Annotated in this window: 13 protein-coding genes; 8 read left to right on the forward strand and 5 right to left on the reverse strand. The window is 52.7% G+C overall.

From position 1 onward, the window contains the following. The first annotated feature begins 76 nt into the window (after positions 1-76). Together glgC and serB are read left to right on the forward strand one after the other, a co-directional pair. Positions 77-1,312, forward strand: coding sequence for a glucose-1-phosphate adenylyltransferase (gene glgC, locus QP400_RS06205; protein WP_040314688.1), 1,236 nt, complete (start codon positions 77-79; stop codon positions 1,310-1,312). 125 nt (positions 1,313-1,437) lie between these two features. Beyond that, positions 1,438-2,142 (forward strand): phosphoserine phosphatase SerB, encoded by a 705-nt coding sequence (serB, locus tag QP400_RS06210; protein ID WP_486389514.1) that lies wholly within the window; start codon positions 1,438-1,440, stop codon positions 2,140-2,142. Between the two features lie 169 nt (positions 2,143-2,311). On the opposite strand, the gene QP400_RS06215 is transcribed toward serB, so the two are convergent. Next, positions 2,312-3,925 carry an ABC-F family ATP-binding cassette domain-containing protein gene (locus QP400_RS06215; RefSeq protein ID WP_004805465.1) on the reverse strand — a complete coding sequence of 538 codons (1,614 nt, stop codon included), beginning with the start codon at positions 3,923-3,925 and terminating at the stop codon, positions 2,312-2,314. 75 nt (positions 3,926-4,000) lie between these two features. Between QP400_RS06215 and ypfJ the strand changes: the two genes are divergently transcribed. Then, positions 4,001-4,909, forward strand: a complete 909-nt coding sequence (ypfJ, locus tag QP400_RS06220) for a KPN_02809 family neutral zinc metallopeptidase (protein ID WP_048706583.1) — start codon at positions 4,001-4,003, stop codon at positions 4,907-4,909. Between the two features lie 68 nt (positions 4,910-4,977). On the opposite strand, the gene QP400_RS06225 is transcribed toward ypfJ, so the two are convergent. After that, positions 4,978-6,348, reverse strand: a complete 1,371-nt coding sequence (locus QP400_RS06225) for an aspartate aminotransferase family protein (RefSeq protein ID WP_004805468.1) — start codon at positions 6,346-6,348, stop codon at positions 4,978-4,980. Positions 6,349-6,637: 289 nt separating this feature from the next. Between QP400_RS06225 and QP400_RS06230 the strand changes: the two genes are divergently transcribed. Next, positions 6,638-7,528, forward strand: coding sequence for a universal stress protein (locus QP400_RS06230; protein WP_004805470.1), 891 nt, complete (start codon positions 6,638-6,640; stop codon positions 7,526-7,528). Next, the gene (locus QP400_RS06235; protein ID WP_004805471.1) at positions 7,518-9,065 is read left to right on the forward strand and encodes an APC family permease; all 1,548 of its coding nucleotides are present in this window, start codon (positions 7,518-7,520) and stop codon (positions 9,063-9,065) included. Before QP400_RS06230 ends, QP400_RS06235 begins: the two co-directional genes overlap by 11 nt. Positions 9,066-9,112: 47 nt before the next feature. On the opposite strand, the gene QP400_RS06240 is transcribed toward QP400_RS06235, so the two are convergent. From QP400_RS06240 to gabT, 3 genes are read right to left on the reverse strand one after another with little or no spacing between them, the layout of a single operon-like run. Beyond that, positions 9,113-10,588 carry an NAD-dependent succinate-semialdehyde dehydrogenase gene (locus tag QP400_RS06240; RefSeq protein ID WP_004805472.1) on the reverse strand — a complete coding sequence of 492 codons (1,476 nt, stop codon included), beginning with the start codon at positions 10,586-10,588 and terminating at the stop codon, positions 9,113-9,115. Between the two features lie 16 nt (positions 10,589-10,604). Further along, positions 10,605-11,858 carry a Glu/Leu/Phe/Val family dehydrogenase gene (locus QP400_RS06245; RefSeq protein WP_048706598.1) on the reverse strand — a complete coding sequence of 418 codons (1,254 nt, stop codon included), beginning with the start codon at positions 11,856-11,858 and terminating at the stop codon, positions 10,605-10,607. Between the two features lies 1 nt (position 11,859). Continuing rightward, positions 11,860-13,182, reverse strand: a complete 1,323-nt coding sequence (gene gabT / locus QP400_RS06250; protein WP_004805474.1) for a 4-aminobutyrate--2-oxoglutarate transaminase — start codon at positions 13,180-13,182, stop codon at positions 11,860-11,862. A 113-nt stretch (positions 13,183-13,295) separates the two neighbouring features. On the opposite strand from gabT, the gene QP400_RS06255 reads away from it, so the two are divergent. From QP400_RS06255 to tgt, 3 genes are read left to right on the forward strand one after another with little or no spacing between them, the layout of a single operon-like run. Next, positions 13,296-14,753: a PucR family transcriptional regulator gene (locus QP400_RS06255; RefSeq protein ID WP_081499151.1), complete on the forward strand. Its 1,458-nt coding sequence runs from the start codon at positions 13,296-13,298 to the stop codon at positions 14,751-14,753. 13 nt (positions 14,754-14,766) lie between these two features. Next, the gene (locus tag QP400_RS06260) at positions 14,767-15,447 is read left to right on the forward strand and encodes a queuosine precursor transporter (RefSeq protein WP_004805476.1); all 681 of its coding nucleotides are present in this window, start codon (positions 14,767-14,769) and stop codon (positions 15,445-15,447) included. Continuing rightward, complete coding sequence (tgt, locus tag QP400_RS06265; protein WP_004805478.1) at positions 15,448-16,662, forward strand: tRNA guanosine(34) transglycosylase Tgt; 1,215 nt, start codon at positions 15,448-15,450, stop codon at positions 16,660-16,662. The last annotated feature ends 45 nt before the right edge of the window (positions 16,663-16,707 follow it).

The following is a 16,707-nucleotide window of genomic DNA, read 5'->3' on the forward strand; positions in this document are numbered from 1 at the left end:
CTCAATTGTGAACACCATTACTTTATCGAATTCCAAACCCGTGCGCGGGGTGTTACTTGCCCGCTAAAGTTGAAGCATGTCCACACCACGCGTATTAGCTTTCGTCCTTGCCGGCGGCGAAGGAAAACGCCTTATGCCTCTTACTGCTGACCGCGCCAAGCCAGCGGTCCCTTTCGGAGGACATTTTCGGCTGATTGACTTCGCCCTTTCCAACATGGTGAATTCCTCCTACACCAAGGTAGTGGTGCTCACCCAATACAAATCCCACTCTCTGGACCGCCACATCTCCAAGACCTGGCGAATGTCAACCCTGTTAGGCTCTTACGTAACACCTGTGCCCGCCCAGCAGCGCAAAGGTGCCCACTGGTACCTAGGCTCGGCCGATGCCGTATATCAAACTCTCAACATCGTCCGAGACGAAAAGCCGGATTACCTAGTGATAGTCGGCGCCGACAATATTTATCGTATGGACTTCTCCCAGATGGTCCAGAAGCATATCGAAACCGGGGCTGCGCTCACAGTAGCGGGTATTCGCCAGCCGATCGAACTTGCAGATCAATTCGGTATCCTAGAAACAGACGGCGACAAGATCTCTGCGTTTGTAGAGAAGCCTTCTTCCACTCCGGGGCTTCCGGATGATCCCAGCAAGGTACTTGCTTCAATGGGTAACTATGTTGTCACCACGGATGCCTTCGTCAACTTCCTCGAACAGGATTCTCTAGATAAGAAATCCGAGCACGACATGGGCGGAGACGCGGTTCCATACTTCGTTGATCGAGGCGAAGCAGGCTTCTACGACTTCATCGACAATAACGTCCCCGGATCTACCGATCGAGATCGCGATTACTGGCGTGACGTCGGTACCTTGGACGCTTATTATGACGCCAATATGGATCTGATATCTGTCCACCCGATCTTCAACCTTTACAACCAGGAGTGGCCTACTTACACGCAGATTGAGGGATCGACTCCGCCTGCAAAGTTCGTCTTTGACGACGAGGGACGTCGCGGTCTAGCTGTGGATTCACTGGTTTCTCCGGGAGTCACCATCTCTGGCGGGCACGTCGAAGGATCCGTACTCTCTCCGGGCGTGTATGTGCACTCCTACTCCCGTGTCGACGACTCCGTGGTGATGCACAACTGCCGGATAGGTAGACATGCCCAGGTCCAGCGAGCCATCCTAGACAAGAACGTCGTGGTTGAGCCCGGCGCCAAAATTGGATTCGATCACGAGCACGATCGCGCTCGCGGTCTTTCAGTGACTGAATCTGGCATCGCCGTCGCTCCGAAGGGTTTGGTAATCCCCCAGTGACGAGGTTCGTCCGGCTCGTCTGCCCAGATTCAGCATCGCTAGGCATCGCACTCGCGGAGGTTCCAACTCCCCGCGCAATAGCAACGGAGGCAGACTTCGCGGTTGCTTCCTGGGAACGTCAATCGATGGAGCCTTGCCCATGCACGGCTACTGCATCTTGGGCTGAAGTACCTGCGGGTCTGAACCGGCAACCTCTTGTAGTATCCGATGCCGACGGCACCTTGTTTGAACAAGAGGTCATTGAAGAGCTTGCCTTCGAAGCGGGCACGCTGCAAGAGGTAGCCGCGATCACTGCCGAAGCCATGAACGGCCGCATGGATTTTGCCGAGTCCTTGCATCGACGGGTAGCTACGCTAGAGGGGCTTGACGAGGAGGCCTTCGCAAGAGTCCGCGCTCGAATGAGGGTCAGCACAGGAACTAACTCACTCATAAACCGAACTCACCAGGCTGGAGGGAAGTTCGCTGTCGTCTCTGGCGGCTTTGTCGAGGTTGTTGATCCAATAGCAAGCGGGCTGGGAGTGGATTACGTGCTCGCCAACAGGCTAGAAGTTAGCGGTGGAGTGCTTACCGGTAAGCTTGCCTCTGAGGTAGTCGGCCCAAACCAGAAGGTGTGGGCAATTGCTAGCTGGAAAGCTTCTAGTACTACCCCGGTAGTTGCTATCGGAGATGGTGCAAATGATATTCCTATGCTTTCCGCTGCCAATTTCGGCGTAGCGTTTTGTCCAAAGCCCGCGCTTGCTAGAGTAGCTGACACAGCAATGCCGTGGCGAAACCTTGGATCGGTTTGGGGGTTCATAGGAAATGAAATGTTCAGCCAGACAGTGCACTGAGCCTGCAGCATACGCCGTGTGCTGGAGAAATCCGAAATTGCACTACGGACGCGAGAAAGTCTGGTTAGCCTGCGAAGGACATCGTGATTTCCTTGTTGAGTATGTAAAACTCCGGGACTTCCCAGTCCGCGCAATCACAGTTGAAGAGTATCTAAAAACAGAAGAATAGCTACTTAAGTTCTACTAGATCCATATAGGATTCGTCCCACAAATCCTCGTCGCCATCGGGAAGCAGAATCACTCTATCTGGTTCCAGAGCCCGAACAGCGCCCGCATCGTGCGTTACCAGGACGACTGCCCCTTCATAGTTTCCAAGGGCATTCAGGATTTCTTCGCGAGAGGCTGGATCCAGGTTATTAGTGGGCTCATCCAAGAGCAGAACATTCGCTGCAGATACCACCAGAGTTGCCAGGGCAAGCCGGGTCTTCTCGCCGCCAGAGAGAACTTTGGTCGGCTTATATACGTCGTCTCCGCTAAAAAGAAATTGTCCCAGCACATTGCGAACATGGGTGTCATCCAGGTCCGGGGCGGCATGAGTCATATTTTCGAGCACAGTCGCTTCCATGTCCAAGGTCTCGTGCTCCTGGGCATAATAGCCAAGTTTCAGTCCGTGCCCGTCCACTACCTCACCCATGTCAGGTTCCTCAAGGTGCGCAAGGAGGCGCAAAAGGGTTGTCTTACCGGCACCGTTGAAGCCAAGAACTACAACTCGCGAGCCGCGATCAATCGCAAGGTTCACCCCCATGAATACCTCCAGCGAGCCATAGGTCTTGGTAAGGTCTTCGCCACGCAGTGGTACTTTGCCGCAGGAAGCGGGTTCAGGGAACCGTAACCTGGCCACTTTTTCCTCTTGCCCAACAGCACCGACAGAAGCCAACAGTTCATCAGCACGCCTGAGCATCTGCTGTGCCGCGACAGCCTTAGTCGCCTTGTAGCGCATCTTTTCGCCTTGGGCGCGCAGTGCTTCCGCCTTCTTCATCGCATTTGCCCTCATTCGAGCGCGACGTTTTTCGTCATCACTGCGCTGGCGCAAGTAGGTATCCCAATCAGTCTGGTATATATCTATGACTCCCCTAGCTGCGTCCATGTAAAACACCTGATTCACGGTGTCCTTCAGCAATTGGACTGAGTGGGTTATTACCATGAACCCGCCCGCATAGGATCGCAGATAGTCGCGAAGCCAAATAATAGAATCATGATCAAGGTGGTTGGTCGGCTCGTCCAAGAGCAAAATGTCAGCTTTTGAAAACAGCACCCTAGCGAGCTCAACCCGGCGTCGCTGACCGCCAGAAAGCGTGTGAAGAGGCTGCTTCATAACCTCTTCGCTAAGTCCTAAATTGGCGGCAATCTGCGCAGCTTCCGCTCTTGCCGCATAACCACCTGAGATAGTGAACTCGTGGTCTAAACGCACATAGCGATTCATGGCCTTCTGCTGGCGTTCCCCAGTCAGTTCAGCCATCTGTTTTTCCGCAACCGCAATTTTGTGCAGCATTCGCGCCAAATCACGTGCCTGCAGGACCCGTTCCATGCCACTTTGCTCGGGGTCACCCACCTTGGGATCCTGAGACAAGTAACCGACGGTACCGGAGTTAGATACCTGACCGGAGTAGGCAATGGTGCCTTCTTGCTCAGCCAAACCTGCTAGAAGGGTCATAGTCGTGGTCTTGCCGGCACCGTTCCGCCCCACAAGACCAATGCGGTCGCCTTTCCGAATGGAAAAGTTGGCACCGCTAACCAGCTGCCTATCACCGATAGAGATCGACAAATCCTGCGCAGTAATCACTGCCCCATCCTAAAACAGCCGCGCTGCAGAGGCTAAAAAGAAGCCAAAACCGGTGAGGTAATTTACCATTTGTATATGAGCTTCAATGACAATATCCAGTTAGATCCCGGGCGAGTCAGTACCTCCAAAGGCGGAAGGGGCGGACGCGGACTAGCTATTGGTGGCGGCGGCTCCCTTTTTGTCGTAATCGCCCTAGTGGTCATCTCCCAACTCACAGGGGTAGATCTAATTGGTGGCTTGACCGGCGGCGGCCAGCAACAACAGCAAAGCCAATCCGCGCAGCCAGGAATTGACTTGTCGCACTGCACCACTGGTAAGGCAGCAAATGAAAAAGACGAGTGCCGAATGGTTGCAACTGCACAGTCTCTAGACGCGATGTGGGCAGAACAGTTGCCCGAGCAAGCCGACGCGGATTATAAGAAGCCTGGCTTCCAGATATTCCAGGATTCTGTCAACACTCAATGCGGTGCTGCTTCAGCGAATGTGGGACCGTTCTACTGCCCCGGCGACAGCACTGTGTATCTTGATCTAAGTTTCTTCAACCAGCTAAGCCAATTCGGCGCAAAGAACGGGCCGCTGGCACAGGAATATATCGTTGCCCATGAGTTCGGCCACCATATTCAGAACCTAACCGGACAGTTCAATGCTCATGACACCCGCCAGCAGGGGGACGGCTCCGCCGCAGTACGCATGGAGCTGCAGGCTGACTGCTACGCGGGGATATGGGTTAACCATGCCTCCCAAACTGTTGACAAAAATAGCGGAGAAGCTTTCCTGAAGAAACCCAGCGATACTCAAATTGCTGACGCACTTGGCGTAGCAGCAGCTATCGGAGACGATCATTTACAGGAGCAAAGCCAAGGTGGAGTTAATCCAGATTCCTGGACCCACGGTTCCTCCGAACAACGCACCAGGTGGTTTAAGACCGGCATTGAGCAGGGATCCATGAAGGCCTGCGATACCTTTAGCGCCGACTCTCTGTAAGCTCAACAAATTAAATTAAATAGGTGTGGCCGGCGATAAGCCGGCCACACCTATTTAATAATGAGGTTCTACTTTGTAACCTCGGCCAGTAGCGAGTCGAGAGCGTTTACATACGCGTCAATCGCGGCATCATCATGCACAACTGACAGCGTCCACTCTTCCTCACGACCCGGAGTCATGAAAATACCGTGGTTCATATTCCACAGCCATGCCAGATCAGTGATTCCACCAGACTGGTGCTCAGCATAGGACTCATAGTCGACGATCTTCGCATCAGAGAATGTCACGCATCCTTTAGAACCAATTCCGACGGTGTAGGCCGCAATGTCGTATTTAGCTATGACTTCGCTACAGCCCTTCAGAATTCGATCATTTAGGTGGTCGAGGTGTTTGTATGCATCCGGCGTTAGTACCTGCTCGAGCGACGCGCGCGCAGCAGCCATCGACAGCGGGTTTCCAGAGTAGGTGCCCACCTGGTTTACGGTGTGATCCTCAACAACACTCATAACCTCAGCGGTGCCGCCGATACCACCTGCTGGTAGGCCGCCGCCTAGGGCCTTCGCTAACGTAACCATGTCTGGAGTTACGCCAAAGCGTTCAGTTGCCCCGCCAGCGGCTACGCACAGCCCGGTCTTAACTTCGTCAAAGATCAGCACTACCCCATGTTTCTTGGTAATTTCACGTACTGCCTCTAGATACCCCGGCTCAGGAAGCACCACACCGAGGTTCATCATGGCCGCTTCCATGATTACACACGCGGGTTTGCGCCCTTCCTTGTCGAGTTCAATAATGCGCGCCTCCATAGCTTCCGCATCATTGAACGGCACTGGAATAGTCAGCTCTACGGTCGACTCCGGGATGCCGCCACCATACGGCAGTTGCTTATAGTGATCGCGCGGACCAATATCGTCCCAAGCCACCCCGATCGATACCATTACCGCGTCATGATGACCATGGTATGAGCCGAATATTTTCATTATCGTGTCTCGGCCGGTATAAGCCCTGGCAATCCGAATTGCATCCATGGTTGCCTCGGATCCCGAGTTAGTAAAACGCCATTTCTCGAGCCCAAAACGTTCGGCCAGAATATTAGAGACCACGATGTCGTCTTCCGTAGCTGCACCAAAGTGAGAGCCTTTTGGCCACCGTTCAGCTAGTGCCTTTCCGATAGCCGGGTGACCATGCCCCTGCACCATCGAGCCGTAGCCGTTATGGAAATCATAGTACTCATTTCCATCTACGTCCCAGATTTTCGCGCCAGAACCACGATCAATATAGATTGGCCACGGATCACGCGCCTGGTACGCAGATGCTACCCCGTTTGATAGATGGTCCGCAGACTCGAACATCTGCTTGGACTTTTGAGTGTTGTCATTGAGAATCTTTTCCTGTTCCTCAATGAGTTTTTGAATTTTATTTTCATCGAGCTGTACAGTCATTTACTCCTCCGTTTTGGCTGCCATAGCCAATAAACCCTTATAAAGCGTTCGTAAACACTGAAGGTTTCTAAAACCTGCCACACTTATGGGACTTACGGCCTACACTAGTTGTGTGGTACATACTTTACACAATTTAGAAGATTTGTGCACTATTTCATAACAAACATTCTAAGTTACCCTTGTTCCGCCCCCTCCCCTCGGTGGCCCACTGTGGGGTTATGGGGTAGCGTGAACCCCACCAGTTTCGCTGCCTATCCAGGCCAGCACCAGGCGGAAGGAGCTAAGACGCATGTCCGTACTAGTTGGATATACCAGCGAGCCAAGAGGAAAAGATGCCCTGAAACTTGGCTGCATATTTGCTCGATCTTTTGATGCAAAAGTCGATATTGTGATGATCATTTTGCGCGAGCGGGCAAGCGTGGTCATGCCTGATGCTTCCTACGATATGATGGTCGAGGAACAGGCGCAGGCATGGATGGAAGAAGCTATCGAGGGATCAAACCTAACAATCAGAACCCATATACGATACGCCGACAGCGCCGAGGAAGGGCTCCTCGATGCCGTAGTAGAACTAAAACCAACCATGCTAGTGATATCCGGGTCGAAACGAAGTATGCTCGGGCGGCTCTCTTTGGGATCAGTCGGTCAAGCTCTCATGGCCACCTGCCCTGTTCCTCTAGCATTAGCTCCCCGCGGAATGCGTGATCTAAAGATAAAGGCACTGACACGTGTAACCGTGGGCGCAGACAACCGCCCAGGCAACAAAGATCTGTTGGCTTACGCCTGTTCAGTAGCCAAGAGGAGTGAAGTTCCCCTCCGAATAGTCTCCTGGGTAGCTACTCAAGACCTTCCAGATGTGCCCTCGCACAGCCGCGTACAAGAAAAGGCAGAGCAGCACATTCAAGATGTCCGAGAACAGGCAGAAATCCTCCTAGGAGCTGATTACCCGATAGAGCTCGAACTGACCGAAGGAAATTCCATCGAAGAGGCCGCTACTAATACAGATTGGCGTGAATCTGGACTAGCAGTCTTAGGTTCTTCACAACTGGCACAGCCTCGTAAGCTTTTCATGTCCTCGGTCGCATCTAAGATAATGCGCGCCATCCCCGTGCCATTGGTAGTTGTCCCCCGCGATGGGGCAGATCCAATCTCTGTTCTAGGTGATACCCATGGCGAATGAGGCAAAGACACCGTCCGCGAAAGGACTATCGGCAGATTCCGTTGGCCTTGTCGGCGCTATCGTTATCGGCCTTTCCTGTATCGCTCCCCCATATACTCTGACCGGCGCAATCGGCCCGACTGCCGCGGCAGTCGGACATCAGCTACCCGCGATCCTACTGATTGGATTCGTCCCGATGTTGCTGACCGCCTTCGGCTACAGGGAGCTTAACTCAGCTATTCCAGACGCAGGCACATCATTCACTTGGGGAGTGCGAGCTTTCGGCCCCTATCTGGGATGGATGAACGGGTGGGGACTTATCATTGCTACTACGGTCGTACTGTCGAATCTTGCCGGTATAGCAGTGGATTTCTTCTATTTAGCCGTTTCCCAAATTACTGGTAGACCTGAAATCGCCCAGCTTTCACAAAATATCGGGATAAACATCCTTACCTGCCTCGTTTTCATGGCAGTGGCAACCTGGATCTCCTATCGCGACATGCAGACAGCTCAAGTAGTTCAATACGTCCTCGTTGGCTTTGAACTTCTCATCTTCATCGGGTTTGGTGCTGTCATGTTCTATCTTGCCTACTCGGGCCAGGCCTATCATTTCAACCAGATTCAGCTCTCCTGGTTTAACCCATTTGAGCTCGGTTCAATGGCCCAGCTAGCCGCAGGCGTGTCGGTAGCCTTATTCATCTACTGGGGATGGGACGTAACCCTAACCATGTCCGAGGAAACCAAAGGTTCCGCTTCCACTCCTGGTAGAGCTGCAACTCTTACCGTGACAATAGTGGTCGTAATTTACATGTTCGTGTCCTTGGGGGCCATGTCTTACGCAGGCGTAGACCCAGCAGACGCTCTCGGACTGGGAAACCCAAAAATTGCTAACAATGCTTTCTTCGCCCTCGCTACCCCCGTCTTAGGCTCCGGTGCCATCCTAATCTCGCTAGCGGTCCTAGTCTCTACAATGGCTTCCCTACAGTCCACCGCGGTATCTCCGGCTAGAACAATGCTCTCTATGGCATATTACGGTGCAGCTCCCGAAAAGCTTGCATCAATTCATCCAAAATACTTCACGCCCGGATTTTCCACAGTTGTTGCAGCCGTTGCAGCTGGCACTTTCTACACTGTAATGAGGTTCCTCTCGGAGAAAGTACTGTGGGACACGGTAGCAACTTTAGGTGCGATGATTTGCTTTTACTATGGCCTCACTGCCCTAGCTTGCGTGGTCTATTTCAGGAAACGGTGGTTCACGTCCCTTGGAAGCTTCCTGATGACATTCCTATTTCCGGGCCTAGGCGCAGTCATGCTATTTGGCCTATTAGCAATCACTACCTATGATTCGTTCGACCCAAATTTCGGATCCGGTTCCGAGATAGGCGGCATAGGATTAGTCTTCATCCTTATGCTGTTTCTTCTAGGCCTCGGGGTTGTTCTAATGCTCATCTGTCGGTTCAGATACCCCGATTTCTTTGCAGGGAAATCGCCCTTACACAAATCGGTGGCCCCTGTGACAGGCCAGGAGGAACCTCCAACCATGATCGCAAATAGTTAGGCAGTTGTGGCCCTCATATAGTTGGACCACAACTGCCTAATCCAGGGCTACCAAGCTACGCTAAAGTACTGCGTCTCTTGGAATTCGCGGACTCCCTCACGGCCGCCCTCGCGCCCTATTCCAGATTGCTTTACTCCACCAAACGGAGCCGCAGGATCGGAAACTAGCCCTCGATTGACGCCAACCATGCCAGCGTCAATCTTCTCGGCAGTCCTCAATGCCCATTGCAAGTCTCCGTATATATAGGAGGCCAGCCCCATCTCGGTAGAATTTACATCCTTCAGCATCTGTTCTTCATCCGACCACACCAATATTGGCGCAATAGGACCGAAAATCTCGTTTTGGAATAACGAGGAGGAATTATCCTTTACCTCAATTACCTGAGGAGGTAGGAAATATCCCTCGAGATCTGGAAGCTCAGCCGAAGCAAGCACTTCAGCACCTTCAGATTCAGCATCGCGTAAAAGCTGATGCAACCCATCTAACGCCTTGCGATTCACCAACGGGCCGATTTCGACACCCTCGGTAAACGCAGACCCAACCTTCAGATCTTTCACCTTCGCGCACAGTTTTTCCTTGAATTCCTGGGCTACGGAGGCATTAACGTACAGCCGGTTTGCTGCCGTACAAGCCTGTCCCCCATTACGGAATTTGGCGACCATCGTGCCCTCCACCGCGGCGTCAACATCTGCATTAGCGCCTACGATGAAGGATGCATTGCCACCAAGTTCCATAGACGAATTGACGATTCGCTTCGCAGCCTGCTGCATAAGCAAGGATCCTACTGCTGTGGAGCCTGTAAACGAGATAATACGGACTCTAGGATCAGCCAACCAGGTCTCGGATATGTCAGCCGAGCTTTGCGATGGCACCATGTTGACAACACCATCTGGCACCCCGGCTTCCTTCAATATCCGCATGACCGCCAACGCGGTAAGTGGTGTTTCAGAGGCCATCTTTAACACCACTGTGCAACCTGCTGCAAGAGCTGGTGCGATCTTCCTGGTCGCCATGGCTGCCGGGAAGTTCCACGGGGTGATCAGTGCAGCTATTCCGATCGGTTTATGCGTCACCATAAGACGGGTTCCGCCAGCCGGCGGAACCGCATAGTCCCCATCTGACCGGACGGCTTCCTCGGAATACCACCTGAAAAATTCCGCCGCATAGGTTACTTCGCCCTTCGCATCGGACATAGCTTTGCCGTTCTCCCAGGCCATTAGCCCAGCCAACGGTTCAGCCTGCTCGAGCATGAGTGTGAAGGCCTTGCGAAGAATCTCGGCTCGCTCACGCGGAGAGGTATCTGCCCATCCCTCGAAAGCAGCTTCTGCTGCATCCACCGCCGCAGAAGCGTCCTGCCTAGTGCCGGAGGAAACCGACGCTATGACCTCAGTGGTAGCCGGATCATAGACAGGGAAGGTCTTGCCATCGCTCGCCGCCCTGGCTTTGCCGGCAATCCATACACCTTCTTCAGGATTAAGACCCCGGACAAACGCCTGCAACGAACTTGGTATCTCTACAGACATCTCTATAACCTCTCGATCACGGGTATAGCCCGCGTAGTTTGTGAGCATGCAAGACACGATCCACAGCCAACGCCGTGGCAGCTACTCGCAGAGTCACATCCTTTTCAGTCGCATACTCATCGACCTCTTCCCAGGCAGCCAACATGCGCCGAGATTGTTCGTTCTGCACTCGCTCGATGTCCCAGAAGAAGTTATCCCTGGACTGCACCCATTCGTAGTACGAAACTAGTACGCCACCGGAGTTAGCAAGAATATCTGGAACGATGAGTTTGCCTTCCTTATTCAGGATCTCATCTGCATCAGAAGTTGTGGGACCGTTTGCAGCTTCGACGATAATCGGAGCCTTGATGTTCTTCGCGTTATCTTCGCGAATCACACCTTCAATTGCTGCGGGAACCACCACGTCTACATCCAGCATCAAGACGTCTTCGGGATCCATTGCCGATGCTCCCGGGAAGTCAACCACCTTTCCGGTCGCGTCAACATGTTCGCCCAGCGCCTTGACATCGATTCCTTCGTCATTGCGAATAGCGCCATATACGTCAGAAATGGCAACTACCTTAATGCCGGCTTGCTCCATAAATTTCGCGGCGCCGCGACCTACCTTGCCAAATCCCTGCACCGTTGCAGTAGCGCCCTCAATATTCACGCCCAACTTCTGCAGGGCAGCTTTGACCATGAGGAACACGCCCAAGGAGGTGGATTCTGCTCTGCCGAGCGAGCCTCCCAGCTCTACCGGCTTACCGGTGCACGCGCCGGGAACCGTGTATCCGACAGACTGCGAATAGGTATCCATCAGCCACGCCATTGTCTGTTCGTTGGTTCCTACGTCTGGCGCAGGAACATCTTTTTCTGGACCTATGATCGGCAAAATTTCCGCGGTGAACCGACGAGTAACCCGTTCCAATTCCGCCTGAGAGTATTGGCTAGGATCGATTCGGACGCCACCTTTAGCGCCGCCATACGGAAGTGACAGCAGTGCGCACTTCCAGCTCATCCACATTGCCAGTGCCCGGACTTCGTCGATGTCAACTTGCTTTGCGAATCGAATGCCGCCTTTGGCAGGACCGCGAGACAAATTGTGCTGCACTCGGTAGCCGTGAAGTACTTCCCGAGTACCATCGTCGCGTTTCACGGGGATCGCAACGCTCATCTCACGCCGCGGAATGGCCAAGAGGTCGTAGTCAGCATCTGAAAACCCAAGGATCTCCTGAGCCTTCTTAAGCTGATTCTTCGCATCCTCATAAGGCCCCTGTGCCTTCTGAGTCATGTTATATCTCCTTTAGAATTTCTTCGATAACGCCCAAAGCCTCTTCAAGTAGCTCTTCGGGCATTGAAAGCGGAGGCAACATTCGAATGACGTTGCCTTCGGTACCACAAGAAAGCAGGATTACTCCTGCCTGGTATGCACGCTTCTGGATCTCTTTTGCGAGGGCGGCGTCCGGAGCTCCAGCTTCATCGACGAGCTCGATTGCCATCATTGCGCCGCGTCCACGCACATCGCCTATGCGATTGTCCCTAGCAGCCAAATCGCCCATGCGTTTAGAAATAATTTGCTCGAATTTCTGAGCAACCTCGAGCAGCCCATCGTTCTTTATCGATTCAGCTACTGCGAGCGCTGCCGCACAAGATACCGGGTTTCCTCCGTAGGTACCGCCGAGGCCACCCGGAACGCCCGCATTCATTATCTCCTCGCGACCGGTAATTGCTGACAGCGGCATGCCCCCGGCAATTCCCTTCGCAGTGCAGATGACGTCCGGTTCAATGCCTTCCCATTCTGAGTCGAACATCTTGCCAGTTCTGCCGTATCCACACTGCACTTCGTCAGCTACAAAGACAACGTCATTTTCCTTTGCCCACTTAGCCAGATTCTGCAAGAAGCCGGGAGCTGGAACGATAAATCCGCCCTCCCCTTGCAACGGCTCTATCACTATGCAAGCTAAGCTCTTAGCCCCAATCATTTTCTCGAGCCAATTGATAGTGCGTTTGGCTGCCTGATCACCATCTAGCCCGTCACGATAGGGATTAGACATTGGCATGCGATAGATTTCCGGGGCAAATGGGCCATAGCCTGACTTATAAGGATCTACCTTCGCCGTCATTGCCATAGTCAAATTCGTGCGTCCGTGGTAGGCGTGTTCGAAGGCGGCAACAGCGGGCTTGCCAGTGAAACGCCTAGCGACCTTGACGGCGTTTTCGACCGCCTCTGAGCCAGAGTTGAGCAGTACCGACCGTTTAGGGAAATCACCCGGAGTCGCCTGATTCAAGAACTCGCATACCTCGACATACCCCTCATATGGAGTAGTCATAAAACAGGTGTGCGTGAACTTGTCAGCCTGTTCCTTAATTGCTTTAGCGACTCGTTCGTTGCTAGCACCGACGGTAGTAACCGCGATGCCTGACCCCATGTCGATAAAGCTGTTTCCATCTAGGTCAACAATGACGCCTCCCCCTGCATACTGCGCATAAATAGGATTTTGCGTAGCAACACAGGCCGAGACAGCATCTTGCTTCCGTTTTGCAAATGCTTCCGATTTAGGTCCCGGCAGGTCAGTAACAATGTTACGTACCTGTGGGAATGGTAGTTTCGACATCTTCGTCCTCCAACATTTAGTAATGCTGTCAGACATGAGACTATGGTCCCACTCACATTCCCGCTACTGTCAAAGTGCACATATTTTTAAATACTTTTGTGCACAATTGATACATGGCGAGCATTTCAGACGTTATCCACCACCCAAGTATCAAACTGGTATCGCTCTGGTGTCCGCACCCTCACGCCTCAATAAGGTGGGTAGCAGTAACAGAACACCTCAATCCCACCCCTTTTTTAGAGGGCGGAGAACTAGTGCTCACTACTTCCTGCGGATCCCCAAAAACTGAGCACCAATGGGAGGAGTATGTAGAGCGACTAAACAAAGCACACGTATCCGCCCTCGCCTTCGGTGTTGGTCCCTGGCAGAGGCAAGTCCCCAGGGAACTTTTAACCGCCGCTCGCGAGCACGGACTAAATCTTATCGAGGTGCCAGAAGCGACTAACTTTGTGCGGATCTCACGCTTGGTCGCAGACCTCCTAGAGGCCGAAGCAGTTGCTTCTGCTCGACTTCTTGGGAAAGCTCAGCAAAGCTTGATCCAAGCCGCGTCATCACAAAATCCCCTTGCGACGATCATCGACCGATTAGCACGAATAACGCGCGCCAACACGGCACTTGTCACTGCCGAAGAGGTCATAAGCGCAGCAGGCAATCCCTCACCGAGCAAACGTATATTATTGGAGACGGTGCAAAACTGTCAGGCCGCAGCTATTACTGAGCAAAGCCCAACCGGCGATACCATCGTTCTTCCCACAGCAAGTTTCAAAGGCCACGATGCATATCTGGTATTGCAAACCCAACGCCCTCTGCTCAGTTGGATGCGAAACGCTATTTCCACGAGTGCGCTACTACTTCAGACTTCACTGACCATTACCGAAAGGTTGGCAGAGAGTCGCCTAGCATTGTCAGCACGATGTTTAGAACTCTTCCTATCAGGTGACAGGCATACTGCCCGTGAAATCTATTCGCTCGCATACCCACGCGCCAATCGACTCGCCCCTAAATTGGCATTTGTTGCGGCAAAAGGAGATCGATCTGAGTTAGCCCGGGCACACAAACAAATAGATTCACACTTTTCCGTTCCACTCAAACTGACCAAGAATCGACTGCAAATATTGGTCCCCTCCGACGGTATGCCACTTTTGCTGTCGAAATTGGCAGATTTTGACCTACAAGCTGGCATCGGGGCTGTGCGTCGCCAAAAAGAGGCCGACGATTCCGCGCAAACCGCTGAGCTTGCCCTAAAGAAAACTTCTCCCACCCGCAAGCAGGTTACCTGGGATGAGATCTCAGGTAACGCCATGATGGCATTGGTGGGCGCCAAAGATGCGCGACTGTGGGCCAAGGACTTCCTTGCGGCGGCGAATGGAAATGATGAGATGCTCTCGCTACTAGACGCCTTCATCTCCACAAATGGCAACATCGCGCAGGTGGCAAAGGAAACCGGAATGCATCGCAACACTGTGCGGGCAAAACTTGGAGCTGCCGGACGTGCGTTAGCTATCAATCTTGATGACCCGGCTGCACGTGCACAGCTGTGGTTTTCGCTGCGAGCACTATCAGAAAGGTAATAAAATCGCCTACATGGCCTCAGTGCGATACCAACCCAGAAATTCCTCCCGCTTCTACGATCTGATCGCGATTTTTTTCGTATCTTTTCTGCTGCTCTCGAATATCGCGGCAACCAAATTGATCTCGGTCGACACCCCCATTGCAGGATTTTCACTGATCTTCGACGGGGGCGCAATTCTATTCCCATTCACTTACATCCTGGCAGACGTGCTCTCTGAAATATACGGCTACCGGGCAGCGAAACGAACGATCATCGTGGGATTCGCTATGTCCATCCTGGCCTCAGCAATCTTCTATCTAGTCCAAGTTGCTCCAGTTGGCCCCGGATACGAAAACCAGGCAGCTTTTGAAGCCGTGCTCGGCTTTGTACCGCGAATCGTCGCTGCCTCAGTCTGCGGATACTTGGTGGGGCAACTACTCAATTCAAAAGTCCTGGTAGCAATCAAAAACCGCTTCGGCGAAAACCACTTGTGGGTGCGCCTGATCTCGTCAACACTCGTCGGTGAGCTGGCTGACACAACTATCTTCTGCACAATAGCGTTTTATGGGATCATTACCGGTGCCCAGTTCCTAAACTATGTACTGACTGGGTACGTTTATAAATGCTTACTCGAAGTTGTACTGCTACCAGTTACGTACACAGTCATTCACCTACTGAAAAAGGCTGAGACAGAGTACCTGGAGGCTAAATAAGTGACAAGTTTCGATATCGGTGCACGGCTCGATGGGAAATTAGGACGCACGGGGATTATTCATACTCCCCACGGTGATATTCCCACGCCTGCCTTTATTCCAGTAGGAACTAAAGCCACTGTAAAAGCGGTGCTTCCGGAATCAATGAGGTCGCTAGGTGCCAATGCCCTACTTGCTAACGCATACCACCTATACCTCCAGCCCGGCCCTGAGATAGTCGATGAGGCCGGGGGGCTGTCCAAATTCATGAACTGGGACGGCCCCACCTATACAGATTCTGGCGGCTTCCAAGTTCTTAGTCTGGGAGCTGGCTACAAGAAGGTACTGTCGCAAGAGTTTTCAGGGAAAACTACTGCCCCGGTGTCGCAACCGCAGCTAAAAAATAGGGCGAAGGTAGACGAGGACGGGGTAGTTTTTCGTTCCCATCTAGACGGTTCCAAGCATCGCTTCAATCCAGAAGTGTCTATGCGTATACAGCATCAGTTGGGAGCAGACATTATGTTTGCTTTCGACGAGCTCACCTCGCTGGTACACCCATACGACTATCAGGTCACGTCCCTAGAGAGGACTCGCAGGTGGGCGGAGCGCTGTCTAAGTGCCCATGCCAAGCTCACCGAAGAGAGAGCTGACAAGCCCCATCAGCAACTATTTGGGGTTCTGCAAGGTGCCCAGTACGAGGACCTCCGCCGCAAGGCAGCTCGCGATCTAGGTTCGATGGAAATCGACGGGACCACATTTGATGGTTTTGGTATTGGGGGCGCGCTCGAGAAGGAAAACCTCGGCACCATTGTCGGCTGGGTATGTGAAGAACTTCCAGAAGACAAAGCCCGCCACCTTCTGGGCATTTCTGAACCTGATGATTTCTTCACTGCAATAGAAAACGGTGCGGATACCTTCGACTGTGTGAACCCCTCCCGGGTGGCTAGGAATGCAGCGATCTACATGCCTACTGGCAGAGTCAACATCACCCGAGCCGAATTCAAGCGGGATTTCCGTCCTCTGGATGACAATTGCACCTGTTATACATGCACTCACTACTCCCGCGCCTATCTGCATCATCTATTCAAGGCCAAGGAGATGCTCTCGGCTACCCTGGCCACTATTCACAACGAACACTTCACTGTTCAACTGGTGGCAAATATTAGGAAGTCAATTGAAGAGGGATACTACGAGGACTTCAAGACAGAGACCCTAGGCCGTTTTTACGGAAATTAAAAGTAAATGGTGCCGCAAGAGCGGCACCATTTACTTTTAAGTACA

The organism is Winkia sp. UMB3158, assembly GCF_030217145.1.
Taxonomy (GTDB): Bacteria; Actinomycetota; Actinomycetes; order Actinomycetales; family Actinomycetaceae; genus Winkia; species Winkia anitrata.